General features: G+C 66.0%; 15 protein-coding genes. 10 read left to right on the top strand and 5 right to left on the bottom strand.

Annotated features, from left to right (window positions below; translation table 11 throughout):
- Positions 1–91: 91 nt before the first annotated feature.
- The 5 genes from AAAX35_RS08080 to AAAX35_RS08060 form a co-directional block, all read right to left on the bottom strand.
- The gene (locus AAAX35_RS08080; protein WP_349117292.1) at positions 92–1,426 is read right to left on the bottom strand and encodes an ABC transporter ATP-binding protein; all 1,335 of its coding nucleotides are present in this window, start codon (positions 1,424–1,426) and stop codon (positions 92–94) included.
- On the bottom strand, positions 1,427–2,449 hold the full coding sequence (locus AAAX35_RS08075; protein ID WP_316365778.1) for an iron ABC transporter permease: 1,023 nt from the start codon (positions 2,447–2,449) through the stop codon (positions 1,427–1,429).
- A gap of 22 nt (positions 2,450–2,471) precedes the next feature.
- On the bottom strand, positions 2,472–4,043 hold the full coding sequence (locus AAAX35_RS08070) for an ABC transporter substrate-binding protein (protein WP_349117291.1): 1,572 nt from the start codon (positions 4,041–4,043) through the stop codon (positions 2,472–2,474).
- A gap of 4 nt (positions 4,044–4,047) precedes the next feature.
- Positions 4,048–4,581: a hypothetical protein gene (locus tag AAAX35_RS08065; RefSeq protein WP_349117290.1), complete on the bottom strand. Its 534-nt coding sequence runs from the start codon at positions 4,579–4,581 to the stop codon at positions 4,048–4,050.
- Positions 4,582–4,726: 145 nt separating this feature from the next.
- Positions 4,727–5,653 (bottom strand): sirohydrochlorin cobaltochelatase, encoded by a 927-nt coding sequence (locus AAAX35_RS08060; protein WP_349117289.1) that lies wholly within the window; start codon positions 5,651–5,653, stop codon positions 4,727–4,729.
- A gap of 458 nt (positions 5,654–6,111) precedes the next feature.
- On the opposite strand from AAAX35_RS08060, the gene cobM reads away from it, so the two are divergent.
- From cobM to AAAX35_RS08010, 10 genes are read left to right on the top strand one after another with little or no spacing between them, the layout of a single operon-like run.
- Entirely contained in the window at positions 6,112–6,903 is a 792-nt protein-coding gene (gene cobM, locus AAAX35_RS08055; RefSeq protein ID WP_349117288.1) for a precorrin-4 C(11)-methyltransferase, read from the top strand.
- A 1-nt stretch (position 6,904) separates the two neighbouring features.
- A complete protein-coding gene (cbiD, locus tag AAAX35_RS08050) occupies positions 6,905–8,089 on the top strand; it encodes a cobalt-precorrin-5B (C(1))-methyltransferase CbiD (RefSeq protein WP_349117287.1) in 1,185 nt (394 codons plus the stop codon).
- A complete protein-coding gene (locus AAAX35_RS08045) occupies positions 8,082–8,315 on the top strand; it encodes a hypothetical protein (protein WP_349117286.1) in 234 nt (77 codons plus the stop codon). Before cbiD ends, AAAX35_RS08045 begins: the two co-directional genes overlap by 8 nt.
- Positions 8,316–9,449 (top strand): cobalamin biosynthesis protein, encoded by a 1,134-nt coding sequence (locus tag AAAX35_RS08040; protein WP_349117285.1) that lies wholly within the window; start codon positions 8,316–8,318, stop codon positions 9,447–9,449.
- Positions 9,449–10,192 carry a precorrin-3B C(17)-methyltransferase gene (gene cobJ, locus AAAX35_RS08035; RefSeq protein WP_349117284.1) on the top strand — a complete coding sequence of 248 codons (744 nt, stop codon included), beginning with the start codon at positions 9,449–9,451 and terminating at the stop codon, positions 10,190–10,192. Before AAAX35_RS08040 ends, cobJ begins: the two co-directional genes overlap by 1 nt.
- Complete coding sequence (gene cbiE / locus AAAX35_RS08030; RefSeq protein WP_349117283.1) at positions 10,180–11,529, top strand: precorrin-6y C5,15-methyltransferase (decarboxylating) subunit CbiE; 1,350 nt, start codon at positions 10,180–10,182, stop codon at positions 11,527–11,529. Before cobJ ends, cbiE begins: the two co-directional genes overlap by 13 nt.
- The gene (locus tag AAAX35_RS08025) at positions 11,526–12,908 is read left to right on the top strand and encodes a cobyrinate a,c-diamide synthase (RefSeq protein ID WP_349117282.1); all 1,383 of its coding nucleotides are present in this window, start codon (positions 11,526–11,528) and stop codon (positions 12,906–12,908) included. The genes cbiE and AAAX35_RS08025 overlap by 4 nt, the downstream gene beginning before the upstream one ends.
- Complete coding sequence (locus AAAX35_RS08020; protein WP_349117281.1) at positions 12,901–14,043, top strand: nicotinate-nucleotide--dimethylbenzimidazole phosphoribosyltransferase; 1,143 nt, start codon at positions 12,901–12,903, stop codon at positions 14,041–14,043. Before AAAX35_RS08025 ends, AAAX35_RS08020 begins: the two co-directional genes overlap by 8 nt.
- The gene (locus AAAX35_RS08015) at positions 14,040–14,588 is read left to right on the top strand and encodes a bifunctional adenosylcobinamide kinase/adenosylcobinamide-phosphate guanylyltransferase (RefSeq protein ID WP_349117280.1); all 549 of its coding nucleotides are present in this window, start codon (positions 14,040–14,042) and stop codon (positions 14,586–14,588) included. Before AAAX35_RS08020 ends, AAAX35_RS08015 begins: the two co-directional genes overlap by 4 nt.
- Positions 14,585–15,352 carry an adenosylcobinamide-GDP ribazoletransferase gene (locus AAAX35_RS08010; RefSeq protein ID WP_349117279.1) on the top strand — a complete coding sequence of 256 codons (768 nt, stop codon included), beginning with the start codon at positions 14,585–14,587 and terminating at the stop codon, positions 15,350–15,352. Before AAAX35_RS08015 ends, AAAX35_RS08010 begins: the two co-directional genes overlap by 4 nt.

Below are 15,352 nucleotides of genomic sequence, written 5' to 3'. Positions count from 1 at the left end.
CATAGAGCTCTATTACAATAGGGTGCGCATGCATTCCACCCTGGGCTACATGTCTCCAGTGGAATACGAGCGGCAATACGCTTGAGGATCCTTAAAAGAAAGTCCAGTTTATCCTTCCCACTCCACCATTGGAATCCTCCGATGCGCCTTCGCACGCTCGCATGACCTCGATACCATGCGAGCGTGCGAACTCGACGAGCTCTGCGTTGCGGGCGTTTATGGTGCCGAAGGCGGCGGGGCACACGATAAGGCGCGCGCAGTGGACGAGGAGCTCTTTGGCGCGGGCTATGGTTTTATCCCCGATCGGCTCGAAGGCGCGCTCGGCTACGCATTCCGTCGCCAGGTCGCGCGCGAGCTCGCAGTCGATGTCCCCTTCGTGCAGAACGCCCGCGTAGAACGCCTTGCCCTGCCGGATGAGCTGGCGAAACACAGCCGATCCCGTACCTGCGCCGGCGATGACGAACGTGTGCGCATCGCCGTGTGGGCGCCCAATTTCCACGCTGCCGAAGCGCTCGTTGAAGGTGCCATGTTGAAGGCCGTAGAGCTCGCCAATCGTCTCGCGCGTGAATATGTCCTCGGGTGCGCCGGCGCGGAAGACCCGGCCGTCCTTCACGCAAATCACCTTGTCGGCGCTTTTCTGCGCGAGCTCGAGTTCGTGGATGGACATGATGACAGCCACATTCCGCGATTTCGAAAGGTGGCGAAGTATTCGCAGCAGGTCGATCTGGTAGCGGATATCGAGATACGACGTGGGCTCGTCGAGCACGAGCACACGCGGATCCTGCGCGATGGCGCGTGCGAGCATGACGCGCTGGCGTTGCCCGTCGCTTATCTGCATGAAGTCGCGCTCGGCGAGCTCTTCCACATGTGCGGTTTTCATGGCCTCGTCGACCCGATTATGGTCATCGGGCGTGAGTGTTCCCATTCGCCCGGTGTAGGGGTGCCTTCCCGCCTCTACGATATCGCGGCAGGTGAGGAGTTCGGTCCGGGGGCGATCTGTCAGCATAACGGCAAGGTTCCTTGCGAACTCCGCCGTCTTCCATCGGGAAATCTCCCGCCCGTCGAGCTCGACCGCGCCGGCAAGCGGTGCCAGATGGCGTGTGATGGTTTTCAAGATGGTCGACTTGCCCGAGCCGTTCGGCCCGATGAGCGCCACGACGTCGCCCGCGCGAACCTCCAGATCGACGCCTTCGACTACGACCTTCTTGTCGTAGCCCGCCGACAGGTCGCTTATGCGGAAAAGCGGTGCTCCGTCAGCCTGCGTTTCGACCGGGGTTTCGAGGTTCGACTCCGCTCGGAGGAGGCGTTCCGCGCGCAGTTCCGCACGAGCCGAAAGTGCCTTCTGGCGCTTTCGTGCGAGCTCAGGACTGTCTAAGCATGGAATGTCCCCTCCGAGCGTTTTAGACCGTGGCACGAATTCCCCCATCTACCTCACCCGCTTCTTCAACATGAGCGCGATAACCACCGGCGCGCCGAAGATGGCGGTGACGGCGCTGATGGAAAGCTCGACGGGAGAGAACAGCGTGCGCGCGATCAAATCGCAGCCCGCGCAGAAGATGGCGCCTCCCAAGAAGCATGCAGGAATCACGCGGATGGGCTTCGACGACTTCAGCGCCGACTTAACGAGATGCGGAACCGCGATGCCTACGAACGACACCGGACCAGCGAACGCGGTCACGCAGGCGGAGAGCATGCTCGCTAGAAGGACGAGCACCACGCGGAAGCGTGCGACGTTCACGCCGACGCTTTTCGCGTAGGCTTCTCCCAGCTGGAAGGCGGAAAGGGGCTTCGATATCGCGAATACGCATGCGCTCACGGTGATCACCACGACCGCGATGACCGCGATGTCGTCCCAGCTCGAACCCGAGAAGCTACCCAAAGACCAGTTGTGCAGGTTCACGATGGACTGGTCGTCGGCGAAGGCGATAAGGAAGTTCGTCGCCGCCGAGCAGATGTATCCCACCATGACGCCAGCCACGATGAGCATGGCCATGGAACTTATGCGCCGTGCGATGAGGAGCACGAAGCCGATGGTGATAAGCGAGCCCAGAAACGCTGCGGCCACCATGGCCGGCGAGGACATGGCCTGGTTCGCGCCCAGAAGTACGATCATCGTAAGCGCGACGACGAACTTTGCGCCCGAGGAGACGCCCAAGATGAACGGGTCGGCGATGGGGTTGTTGAAAAACGTCTGCAGCAGGAACCCGGAGAGGGAAAGCGCCCCGCCGAGAAGCACGGCTGAAAGCACACGCGGCAGGCGAATCTCCCAGATGACTTGGCTTTCCATGGAATTGGCCGCGCCGCCCGAAAGGATGCCGGGGATGTGGTCTGCGGGCACGAGCACGCTCCCGATGCACAGGTTGGCCCCGACGAGCACGATGAGGGCAACAGCGAGCAGCGCCGTCACGACGCGACACCGCGCGGCGCGCCCCGATTCGTCGTATGTCATGGAAAGCCGGCTTCTCATGACGCTAGCCAAGCTTCCTCAGATAATGGAAGTCGCTCGCGTCATCGCCGGTGAACGCCCCGTGCAGCTCGTCGATAATGTCGGCGGTAGAAGTCATCTGCTGGTACATGTCGGCGCTTGTGACCCAGACATTGCCATTCTTCACGGCTTTGAACTGCGACAATAGCGCGTTTTTGCCTACAAAGTCGTTCAAGGTGACAATCGATTTGTCGATGGCGCCGTTGTAGACGATGATGTCGGCATCCTTCGCCGTCGCGTAGAAGCGCTCCATTTCAAGCGTTACTGACGAACCTGACGTCGACGCCGTCTGCGCGTCATCGAGCGCGTAGCTGCCGCCTGCAAGCTCGATCATCTGCGCCACGTAGTCGCCCGCCCGCCGCGTGACGGCGGCCCCGTTCGAGTTAATGTAGAAATACGCCACGGTTTTACCTGACGACGCGAGCCCCGACGTTTGCTCGACGCGGGCCTTCTGCTCGTTGAACAGGTGCGCGGCCTCGTCTTCCTTGTCGAACAGGACGCCGAAAAGCTTAATCCACTCGACGCGCCCGAGTGCTTCGGGCTCGCTCGACGACTGTTCGGTGAGCACGACGAGCCCGAGTTTCTGCAGCTTTTCCTTCACATCGGGCGTGTGGTTGATCATGGTGTTCTCGATGGCGAGCGTGCAGCCCGAGGCCGATATTCGCTCGTAGTCGGGCGCGCTGTACTTGCCGCCGTAGGCGATCGCCCCACTTTCGAGCGCGCTTTTGAAGCCCGCGACCGAGCAATCGTCGGCCTTCGTGCCCGACATGAGGATATTGTCGTTCGCATCGAGCGCGTCGACCAGGCACATCGTCGCCGACGACACGAGGTACACCTTGTCGGCGGGGCGCCTTATGACCGCGATGTCGGAGCTCAACCCATCAGGTACCTTTGCATTTTGCGGCACCACGAGGAAGCGCTCCCCGTTCGAAATGCAGATAAGCCGCAGGCCGCCTTCGTACTCGTCGACAGTGAAGTGCTCGGCGTATTCAAGCTGAAGCGTCCCCGTCGGCTTCCAGCCGCAGCCCAAATCGGCGTTGTGGAAGTCGGCCGCGGCGTTTGAAGCCGTTCCCGCAGGGGAGCCGCCGCTTGCTTCGTCGCCCGATTTCTCCTTCATGGTGGATGAATCGAAGTGGAGCGTGTAGTCGATGGTGTGCGGCGTTGACATGGCGACGGTCTCGGCCGACACGGCGATGTCCTCGTCGAGCGTGACGGGTATCTCGAACGTGGAGTTGCCGCCGTCGTTTACGGGCGCGTAGTCCACGCCGTTGACGGTCATTTTGTCGTAGTTCGAACTCGACCAGGTGATGGTCGCGGTGTAGGTGTCGCCATCCTTCACAATTGTGGTGGGTGAGGCGATGCTTGCGCGCCCTGACCCGCCGGAGAGCGAGACGCTCACAGTGTATTCCTGAGAGCCTGCCGTGCCACCGGTCGCGTTCGGGCTCGCACTGCACCCCGCGAAGGGAAGCGCGAGCAGGGCGACGAGAACGCAGGCGATCGCGCGCACCGCGATGCTGCGACGCTTCCTGCTTTCCCCCTTGGGAAGAATCGACCGCATGGCGTTACTTCAGTGCGTCGGCGCGTAGATCGACGCCGGCGGATTCGAACACGAGCGTGCGGTCGTACCACTGCTCTTTTCTAATACTCCACGCGGCGCAGGCGGTGTCCTCGTCGAGCGCTTCAACGGGCACGTCGTAGGTGTACTTGCCTTCCGCGTTTTCCACATAGGGGATGAAGTCGGCCTCGCTCGCGGCGGCAGCCTCGTCGCCCGTGCCCATGAAGAGCTTGCCGTAGCCCGTGCCGGAAAGCGTCATCACGCAGTGCATGGAGCCGTTTTCCACGATGAGCTGGGCGTCCACAATCCTGAACATGTTCGAGCTGGAATCTACGGTGATCGGATAGGTGCCGTCGGGCACCTTGTCGGCGGTGATGGGGGCAGCGCTTGCGCCCTCGGGCGCATCGGCCGCCTGTTCGGTCTTTTCCTGGGAATCGGCATCGCTTGCCTTTGCGCTGTCGATTGAATTTCCGCCGCAGCCGGCGAGCGAGAACGCGAAAAGCGCCGCTGACAGGGCGAAGGCGAGGGTTTTCTTCAACATGGAGGGGGTTCCTTTCAATCGCTTCGACCGCCCGCGCCGTGCGGTGGGCTGACGGGATGCGAATGCAACGGGCATGCGCCGTCAGTCGGGGAAGGCGCATGCCCGTTGCACGGGGACGCGACCGGCGCCCCCGTGCGCGGCGAGTTTACAGCTTGGCGATGGCGTCGTCCACGTGCGAGACGTAGATTTCGTCGACCGCGACGTTCTGTCCCAGACCCTGGAGCAGGCACGTCACTTCGAAGCCGGCGGCCACGAACTTCGCAGCCCAGCTGTCGGGGTCGGTCTCGTCTGCCATGTCGTTGTTCGCGTGGTCGCCCGCGACCACCATGAACGGCGCGAGCACGGCCTTCTTGTAGCCTGCGGCGCTCGCGGCGGCGATAACATCCTCGCAGGTCGGTTCAGCCTCGACGGTGCCGACGAAGAACTGCGTCAAGCCCTCGTTCTTAAACACTTCCTGCATCTTGGCATAGTCGGCGTTGGAATCGGCTTCGGTGCCGTGACCCATGAGGCACAGCGCCGTCTTGCCGTCGTCGAAGGACGCCATGTTCTCCTTAATGGCTGCGGCCACCTTCTTGTAGTCGTCGTCGGAGGTGAGCAGCGGGTCGCCGAGCGAGATCTTGTCGAACTTGTCGGCGTACTTGTCGAGCTCGTCTTTCACGTCGGTGTATTCCAGGCCACCCATGAGATGCGTCGGCTGCACGACGATTTCCTTCACGCCGTCTTCCACGCAGCGGTCGAGCGCCTCGGTCATGTTGTCGATCGTGATGCCGTCGCGCTTCTTCAGCTTGTCGATGATGATCTGCGCGGTGAAGGCGCGGCGGATGTCGTAGTCCTGCCAGTACTTCTCGCGGATAGCGTCTTCGATGGCGCCGATGGTGATGTGGCGCGAGTCGTTGTAGCTCGTGCCGAAGCTCGTGACGAGGATGGCCGGCTTCACGGCCTTCTCCTTTTCACTCGATTTCTCGGAACTCGCGGAGGTGTTGGAGCAGCCCGCGAGCGCGATTCCGGCGAGCGCGACGGCTCCGGTTGCTGCGGCGCCCATGAAGCCGCGGCGTGACATCTGGTCGGACATGGTTTTTCCTTTCCTCGGTTTGCCGGTCCCCCGGCGACAGTTGCTTGTCGGCACAAGCGAAAGAAAAGCGCACCCCTCGGGGTTCACAAGGAGCTAACGCCACGGCGATGCCGTGAGGAAAAGGCGAAGCAGTCTGGCTTGGGGCGCGAGGCGGTTCGCCCGCGCGTCCTATACAGTAATGTCCCTTGCCCAGGATTCCCACCTGGTTCCCTCCGCAAGCCAGCGCGGGCTGTGCGGGCGCCGCGCCGGTCATTTCCTTTTATCCGATTGTCATATGCTCGTTGCCGAATCTTTTACTATGATAGTGGGCACTTGTGAACGTGTCAAAGCCAGGGCGGGCGGCATTGCGCCTCCTGCCTGCGTATTTGCGCCGATTGCCGCCGCAGGCGCCGTGTTTTGCCCGCTGCGCGAATGGCGGCGTAAACGGTTGCGATGAGAAACGGGAAGGGAAGGCTCGGATGATTCATATCGTTGGCGCAGGCTCGGGCGCCGCCGACCTTATCACGCTGCGCGGGGCGCGCCTTCTACGCGCAGCCGACGTGGTCGTTTGGGCGGGAAGCCTTGTGAACCCTGAGCTGCTCGCCGAGTGCAAGGAATCCTGCATCGTCTACGACAGCGCGCACATGACCTTGGAGGAAGTGCTCGACGTGATGTGCGCGGCAGATGCGCGGGGCGAGGACGTGGTGCGCCTGCACACGGGCGACCCGTGCCTGTACGGCGCCATCCAGGAGCAGATGGACGCGCTCGACGCGCGCGGCGTGGACTACGAGGTGGTGCCCGGCGTGTCGAGCTTTTGCGGTGCCGCGGCGGCGCTTCGCCAGGAATACACGCTGCCGGGAATCAGCCAGTCGGTCGTGATCACGCGGCTTTCCGGACGTACCCCCATGCCCGCGGGCGAGGGCATGCGCACCATGGCGGAAAGCGGCTCGACTATGGTCATCTTCCTGAGCTCGGGTATGCTCGCCGAGCTTTCCGCCGAGCTTTTGGCCGCGGGCCGCAGCTCCGACGAGCCGGCGGCGCTCGTGTACAAGGCGACCTGGCCTGAGGAGCGCGTGGTGCGATGCACAGTGGGCACGCTCGCCGATGCGGGCGCGCGAGAGGGCATCGACCGCACGGCGCTCGTGGTGGTGGGCCGCGTGCTCGGGGCTCGCGGCGGGCTTGCGCACGACGGCGCGCAAGCGGAGTCGTACGAGCGCAGCAAGCTTTACGACCCTTCGTTTGCCACGGGGTATCGGAAGGCGAGCAGCTAGCGTGGCCTTCGAGCACTACATATATACCGGGACGACCCGCCTGCGCTGCGGCTACACCACGGGGAGCTGCGCCGCGCTCGCGGCGAAGGCAGCCTGCGAGATGCTCTTGTCACGAAAGCCCGTCGGCCTCGTGTCGATCGTCACCCCCGGCGGGCTGCCCGTCGAGACGGACGTGGTCGACGCATGCATCGGCGAGGGGTGCGCCCAGTGCGCCGTGCGTAAGGACGCAGGCGACGATGCCGATGTGACCGACGGCGTGCTCGTGTACGCGCGCGTGGAACATTCGGGGTCGGGCACGGGTGCTGCGGACAGCAAGGACGTGCCCGCGCACGAATCGGAAGTTTCCGTCGATGGCGGCGTGGGCGTGGGGCGCGTGACGTTGCCCGGGCTCGAGCAGCCGGTGGGGGCGGCCGCCATCAACGCGACGCCGCGCGCGATGATCACTTCGGCGGTGCGCGAGGTGTGCGCCGCGCACGGCTTTTCTGGAAATATTGCTGTGACGATTTCGGTACCCGAGGGCGTTTCCCTTGCCGAAAAGACCTTCAACCCGCGCCTGGGGATAGAGGGCGGCATCTCCATCCTGGGCACGACGGGCATCGTCGAGCCGCGCAGCCTCGCTGCCTTGCGCGACAGCATCGAGCTCGAGATCCGGCAGCATGCGGCTATGGGGCGGCGCGGAGTCGTGCTCACGCCCGGCAACTACGGCGCGCAGTTCATCTCGGGGCATTTCCACCTAAACGGTGCGCCGGTGGTCTTCATCTCCAACTTTGTGGGCGATGCGATTGATTGCTGCGTTCGCGAGGGATTTACCAATGTCCTTCTTGTGGGACACATCGGCAAGCTGGTGAAGGTCGCGGGCGGCATCATGGACACCCATTCGCGTACCGCCGACTGCCGCGCGGAGATTCTGGCCGCCCACGCGGCCTTGGCCGGCGCGGGCGCGAAGACCGTTCGCGAGATCATGTCGTCGGTCACGACCACGGCGGCGCTCGAGGTAATCGAGGCCGCCGGCGTGGGGGACGCTGCGCGCGCCTCGCTCGCTGCGGCAATCGAGGACAGGTTGCGCCGCCGCGCGGCGGGCGCATGCGACATCGCCGCGGTCGTGTTCGACGCCGAGCGCCGCGAGCTTTTCCGTACGTCGGGCGCCGATGCAGTTATCGGGGAATTGGGGGCGACGTATGAGTAAAGGCGTGCTGTACGGGGTGGGCCGCGCAATCGGCTGGCCGGGGACGAAGGTGGTCATGAAGGCGCGCCGCTCGCTTGCGGACACGAAGCGCTTCCTTTGCGAGGAGGGCGCCTTCGACGGTGCCGAGCTTGTAGAGGACTGTGGGCTTCCGGGCGAGCGCGTGTACCGCTCGCTCGACGATGTGCCCGATCGGGGCAGCTACTTCTCGACGATTGTGGTGCGCTAGATGAGGGTTTCCTGCATAGCGTTCACTGAGAGGGGTTATGCGTTGGCGGAGCGCACCGCACACGCGCTTTCCGATTGCGCGCAGACAAGTGAAGTCGACCCTGGCTGGGACGTTTCCGTTTCGCGCGGGTTCGGCGAGGGGAAGGCCGACCTGCGCGCATGGACGGCGCTCACGTGGGAAGCGTCGGACGCGCTTCTGTTCGTGGGCGCGGCGGGCATCGCCGTGCGGGCGATCGCGCCGCATGTCGCCTCGAAGGCAAACGATCCCGCGGTTGTGGTGATCGACGAGGCGGGGCGCTTTGCCGTCCCGCTTTTATCGGGGCATTTGGGCGGTGCGAACGAGCTTGCGCAAACTGTGGCACGCGCGGCAGGGGCAATCCCCGTCATCACCACGGCGACTGACGTCCGCGGCGTGTGGGTGGTGGATACGTGGGCGCGCCGTGCGGGGCTCGCCGTTTCGAATCCCGAGGCCATCAAGCGAGTGTCGGCGCGGCTGCTTTCGGGCGGGCGCGTGGCGCTCTATCCCGACATGCCTATTTCGGGACAGCCGCCTGAGGGGGTTGACATTGCGTCCGACCGCGCTCGGGCCGATATCGTCGTGTCGCCGTTCGCTGGCGCGAATGCAGGCGCGTCCGTTCTCGCGGCGGAGACAACGGACGAGGTCGTGCCCGCCGGTGAGACGGGTAAGCCCGCGGGCGTGCGGGCGCAAGCGCCTGCGCCCGAGCCGCTTCGCCTTGTCGTGCCCTGCATCGTTGCGGGCATAGGGTGCCGACGCGGTGCGTGCGCCGAAGTGATCGGGGAGGCGTTTCTTCTCGCGTGCGGGCAGGCGGGCATCTCGCCTTCGGCCGTGCGCGAGGCGGCGACGATCGACGTGAAGGCGCACGAGGAGGGTCTGCTCACCTTCTGCCGCGCGCGCAATATTCCGCTTGTGACGTATTCCGCAGATGAGTTGTCGCAAGTCGATGGCAGCGTTTCGCCATCTGATTTCGTGCGCGCGACGGTGGGGGTCGACAACGTGTGCGAGCGCGCGGCGCTCGCGGACGGGGGCAAACTTATCTTCCCGAAGCTCGCTCACAGCGGCGTGACCGTCGCGTTTTCCAAGGTAACTATCGAACTTTCGTTTAAGGAGCGGTGATGGGAAAGCTCTTCGTGGTGGGGATCGGCCCGGGCGGCCCCGACGGCATGACGATTGCGGCCCGGCGCGCGCTCGAGGCGGCGGACATCGTTGTGGGGTACACGAAATACGTGGAGCTCGCGCTCGCCGCCGTGCCCGACGCGGCGCATCTCGCGACGCCGATGATGCACGAGGTCGAACGGTGCCGCCTGGCGCTTTCGCGCGCGCAGAGCGGAGAAGCCGTGGCGCTCGTGTGCAGCGGTGACGCGGGCGTGTACGGCATGGCGAGCCCCGTGCTGGAGCTTGCGGAGGACTACCCCGATGTAGACGTGGAAGTTATCGCCGGGGCCACCGCGGCTCAGAGCGGGTCGGCGGTGCTCGGCGCCCCGCTTGCCCACGACTTCGCGGTCGTGTCGCTCTCCGACCTGCTCACGCCGTGGGAGGTCATCGAGCGCAGGCTCGCCGCCGTGGCGAGCGCCGACTTCTGCATCTGTTTGTACAACCCGCGCAGCAGAAAGCGCGCCGACAGGCTCTCGCGCGCGGCGAAGATTATGCTCGAATGGAAGGCCCCCGACACGCTCTGCGGCTGGGTACGCAACATCGGGCGCGAGGGGCAGCAGTCGGGCATGTGCAGGCTCTCCGAGCTGTGGGAGATCGACGCCGACATGTTCACCACCGTGTTCGTCGGCAACGCTGACACGAAGCTCGTAGGCGGCCGTATGGTCACGCCGCGCGGGTATCGGGAGATTCCATGCGAAAGGTAACGATCATCGGGGCGGGGCCCGGAAACCCCGACTTGCTCTCGCGCGCGGCGCTCGACGCGATTGACATCGCCGACGTGGTCATCGGCGCTCATCGCGCGCTTGCCGGCATCGACGTGCCGCCCGACGTGGTGAGATGCGAGCTCGTGAAGACGGCGGACATCGTCGCCGCGCTCACCGATGCGGCGTCGTGGCGGCGCGCCGTGGTCGTGATGACGGGCGATGTGGGGCTGTTCAGCGGCGCGCGCCGCCTGGTGGAGGCGCTCTCCGGCGACGCGCAGGTGGACGTGCGCGTTGTTCCCGGCATAAGCTCAGCGTCGTATCTCGCCGCGCGCCTCGCGCGTCCATGGCAGGATTGGCGCTTCGCGAGCGCTCACGGCGTGGCGTGCGATATCGTGGCCGAGGCCGAGCGCGCAGGCGAGCTCTTCCTCGTCACGTCGGGCGGGGAAGACCCCTCGAGGCTTTCGGGCGAGCTTGTGCAGGCGGGCTTCGGGGACGCGCGTGTGACGGTGGCCGAGCGCCTGTCGTACCCCGACGAGCGCATCACCTGCGCGACCGCAAGTGAAATCGCAGGTCAGACGTTCGACGACTTGAACGTGATGCTTATCGATTTCGCAGGCGGCGCCGGGTCGCCTGCGGGCTCTAGCGCAGCCTCCGAGGCGCCGGCCGGCGCGTCTGCGCCCGCGGCGGCTTCTTCCGCGGCGGACTTTGCGGGCGCATCCCGCGCCGCGAGCTCCCGCTGGCCGTACGCTTCCTCGGGCATTCCCGACGAGCTCTTCATCCGCGGCGACGTTCCCATGACCAAGCAGGAGGTGCGCGCCGTCGCGCTCGCGAAGCTGCGCCTTACCGCGACCGACACCGTGTGGGACGTCGGCGCCGGCACGGGGAGCGTATCGATCGAGGCGGCGCTCGTCGCGCGAGCGGGGTCGGTATGGGCGGTCGAGCGCAACGCGACCGGCGTGCGGCTCATCCGAGAGAACGCGGATGCATTCGGGTGCGGCAACGTGCATGCGGTCCCCGGCGTCGCCCCCGAAGCGCTCGCGAAACTGCCCGTCCCCGACGCCGTGTTCGTCGGCGGGAGCGCGGGCGAGCTTCCCTCCATCTTGGAGGCGGCGCTCGAGAAGAACTCGCAGGTTCGCCTGTGCGTGCCATGCGTCACCGTTGAGACTCTCACCGAGGCGTGCGCGCTCCTCTCGGGTTCGCGCTTTAAGGGGTTCGAGGCGTGCCAGGTGTCGGCCGCCCGCGCCGAGGCTGTAGGCTCGCACCATCTTATGAAGGCTCAAAACCCCGTGTTCCTCGTCAGCGCGCGTGGTGCAGGTGGGGAAGGCGGTGCCCGGTGAGCACGTCCATTCCGCGCTTCATGGTCGCTGCGCCCTCGAGCGGGAGCGGCAAGACGGTCGTAACGTGCGCGCTCCTGCGCGCGCTCGCGCGCCGCGGCCTTGCATGCGCGGCCTTCAAATGCGGCCCCGACTACATTGACCCGCTCTTTCATCGCCGCGTCGTGGGTGCGCGCTCGGGCAACTTAGACGGCTTCTTCACCGACGCCCCGGCGCTGCGCGCCCTGCTCGCACGCGGCGCCGCGGGCGCGGATGTCGCGGTGCTCGAGGGGGTCATGGGCTTCTACGACGGCATGGCGCCCGGCGTGGCCGACGCGAGCAGCTACCAGGTTGCGCGCGACACGGAAACGCCGGTCGTTTTAGTGGTGAACGGGCGCGGCGCGTCTTTATCGCTCGCCGCCGTAATCCGCGGCATCGCCGAGTTCCTGCCTTGTGCGAACGTGCGCGGCGTCGTGCTGAACAAGACGAGCGCCGCTGCCTGCGCCTATGCGGCGCCTGCGATCGAGAAGCACACGGGCGTCGCGGTTTTGGGGAATATCCCCGCCGACGAGGCGTTCTCGCTCGAAAGCCGGCATCTGGGGCTTGTGACCGCCGACGAGGTGGAGCAGCTCTCCGCGCGCATCGATAAGATGGCCGAGCTGGTGGAAAAGAGCGTCGACGTCGACCGCTTGCTCGAAATAGCGGCGACGGCACCCGATATCCGCGAGGAACCTTACCGGTTGGAGCCGATCGCGGGAGCGCGGCCCATCATCGCCGTCGCGCGTGACGAGGCGTTTTCGTTCTACTACGAGGAGAACCTGCGCGCGCTCGAGGACCTGGGTTGCGAGCTGGCCTTTTTCAGCCCCCTGTGTGATAGCGAGTTGCCCCGGGGGACAAGCGCCCTCTATCTGGGAGGCGGCTACCCGGAGCTCCATGCGCGGCAGCTCTCCGAGAACGCGCCGATGCGCGAGGCGGTGCGGCGTGCGGTGGAATCCGGCATGCCGACGGTCGCCGAATGCGGTGGGTTTCTGTACCTGCAGCGCGAAATCGCCGATAGCGAGGGGCGGCGCTGGCCTGTTGCGGGCGCCCTTGAGGGCGCAAGCGAGAACGGGGGAAGGCTGTCCCATTTCGGGTACGTGGAGCTCACTTCCCAACGCGACGGGCTCTACGGGCCGCGCGGCACACGCATCCGCGCGCACGAGTTCCACTACTGGCAGTCCACCTGCCCGGGCGGCGACTTCTGGGCGCAAAAGCCCCGGCGCGACAAAGGCTGGCCGTGCATGACGACTACCCCGTCCCTGGTTGCGGGCTTCCCGCATGTGTACTATCCTGCGAACCCCGACGTTGCGCGCGCGTTCGCGTCTGCCGCAGCGTCGTTCGCAGAGAGGAGACGGCATGGCTGAAGCAACCGAAACCGCGCTTGCCTGCATCCGCGAGGAAGTCGATCTCGCGTTCTCGTCGGCGCCGGGCGCCGTGCTCGAAGCCGCGCTCTCCCGGATCGCGCCCGCAGACGAGTGCGCCCGCGCCGCCGCGTACGCCACGTGGGACTCCATCGCGCACCCCTTGGGGGGATTGGGCGACTTTGAAGACGCCGTCGCGCGTATCGCCGCAGCTCAGGGGAGCGCCGAGGTGGCCGAGTTTCCCCGTGCGCTCGCAGTATTCTTCTCCGACAACGGGGTCGTTGCCGAAGGCGTGTCGCAAAGCGGGCAAGACGTGACGCGAGCCGTCGCGCGCAACATGTGCGAGGGGGCCACGAGCGCCTGCCGCATGGCGGCGTTCGCGGGTGCCGAGGTCGTGCCCGTCGACGTGGGTATGGCCCGGGGCATAGAAGACGCGCGCATGGTGCGCGCGAACGTGCGGCGGGGGAGCGGCAACATCGCGCACAGGTTCGCTATGTCTCGCGATGGGGCCGTTCGCGCGATCGAGGTCGGAATCGCCGTCGCGTGCGGGCTTGCCCGCGCCGGCGTACGCCTTCTCGCCGCGGGCGAGATGGGCATCGGCAACACGACCACCTCGGCGGCGGTGGCCGCAGTGCTCATCCGGGCGGACGCGCGTAGCCTCGTCGGGCGCGGCGCGGGGCTCTCGGACGCCTCGCTCGCGCGCAAGCGCGACGTGGTCGAGCGCGCTATCGACGCGAACTCGCCCGATCCCGCCGACCCGATCGACGTGCTCTCGAAGGTGGGCGGCTTCGACATCGCGGCGATGTGCGGCTTCTACCTGGGGGCCGCGGCCTCGAAGGCGCCGGCGCTCCTCGACGGGGTCATATCCTGCACGGCGGCCCTGTGTGCGGCGCGCCTGTGCCCCAACGCCTTGGGCTACCTCGTGGGCACCCACGCATCAAGCGAACCCGCAAGCCAGGAGCTCCTTCGCGAGCTCGGCATAAAGGCACCCCTCGACGCAGGCATGCACTTGGGCGAGGGCGCGGGCGCCATGGCGTATCTGCCCCTTCTGGATTCGGTGCTGCGCGTGTACCGGGATGGGAAGACGTTCACGGCGACTGGCATGGCTGCTTACGAGCATTTCGAGGCCGGGAAATGACGGTGACGCTCGTCATCGGCGCCGCCGCGAGCGGCAAGAGCGCCTACGCCGAGTCCCTGTGCCTCGGGCACGACGGCCCTCGCGTGTACCTGGCAACGATGGAGCCCTTCGGGGAAGAGGGCGCCCGCCGCATCGCGCGCCATCGGGCGTTGCGCGAGGGCAAGGGGTTTTCCACCCTCGAGCGCACGCGTGACGTGGGCGCCGCAGTGTCCGGGCTTCCGCACGGCTGCACGCTTCTTTTGGAGGACGTGGGCAACCTGGTTGCAAACGAGCTTTTCGCGGAAGGCGGCTTGTCCCCACGTGACCCCGACGCTGCGGCGCGCGAGGTGCTCGGAGGCATCGAACGGCTCGCTCAGGCCGCTGCGTATACGGTGGTGGTCACCGTCGACGTGTTCGCCGATGGGATGCGCTACGATGAGGGGACCGAGGCATGGAGACGCGCGCTCGCGCGCGTGAACGCGGGTGTGGTGGCGCTGGCCGACCGCGCAGCCGAAGTGGTATGCGGGATTCCCGTGTGGATGAAAGGCGAAGGACCTACAAGGTGAAGATAGCAGAGGCAATCGGCGCGGCGTTCGGAACGTTCTCGCGCATCCCCGTCCCGAAATCGGCCTGGACCGATTTCGGATCAACCCATGCGCTTGCCGCGTTTCCCCTGGTGGGCCTTGCGGAAGGCTTCCTCATGACGGCGTGGGGGTACGTGGCGAACCTGCTCGGCGTACCCGCGACCATCGTCGCGGCCGTGCTCGCGGCGCTGCCTGTGGCGGTGACGGGAGGCATCCACCTAGACGGGCTCTGCGACACCTCCGATGCGCTTGCAAGTTGGGCCCCGCGCGAGCGAAAGCTCGAGATCATGCACGACCCGCGGGCGGGCGCCTTCGGGGTCATCGGTGTTGTTGTGTACCTTATTCTGCAGTTTTCCCTGTTCACCGCGCTGCCGCTTACGGCGGGGGCGTTCCTCGCGCTTCTGTGCTCGCTCGTGTTCTCCCGCGCGCTTTCGGGGCTCGCCGTAGAATGCTGGCCTGCCGCGCGGGCGGACGGCATGGCCGCGGGGCTCTCGCCTGCGAAGAAGCGCGCGGCGATCGTCGTGCCGCTTTGCGCTTTCGCTGCGGCTTCGGCTGCAGGGATGGTCGCGTGCGCTCAGGCCGTCGGCGCCCTTATGGCGGTGGCGGGGCTTTTGACGCTCGCGTGGTACCGCCATGTTGCCCTGTCTCGCTTCGGCGGGGTGACGGGGGATTTGGCCGGATGGTTTCTGCAATGGGCCGAGCTCGCGATGCTTGCCATGCTGGTGGCGGGGGGCATGCTCCTATGA

The organism is Collinsella sp. CLA-ER-H11 (assembly GCF_040092445.1).
GTDB lineage: Bacteria > Actinomycetota > Coriobacteriia > Coriobacteriales > Coriobacteriaceae > Collinsella.
The sequence above is the reverse complement of the archived record's forward strand: the minus strand, read 5'-3'. Positions and strand labels throughout refer to the sequence as shown.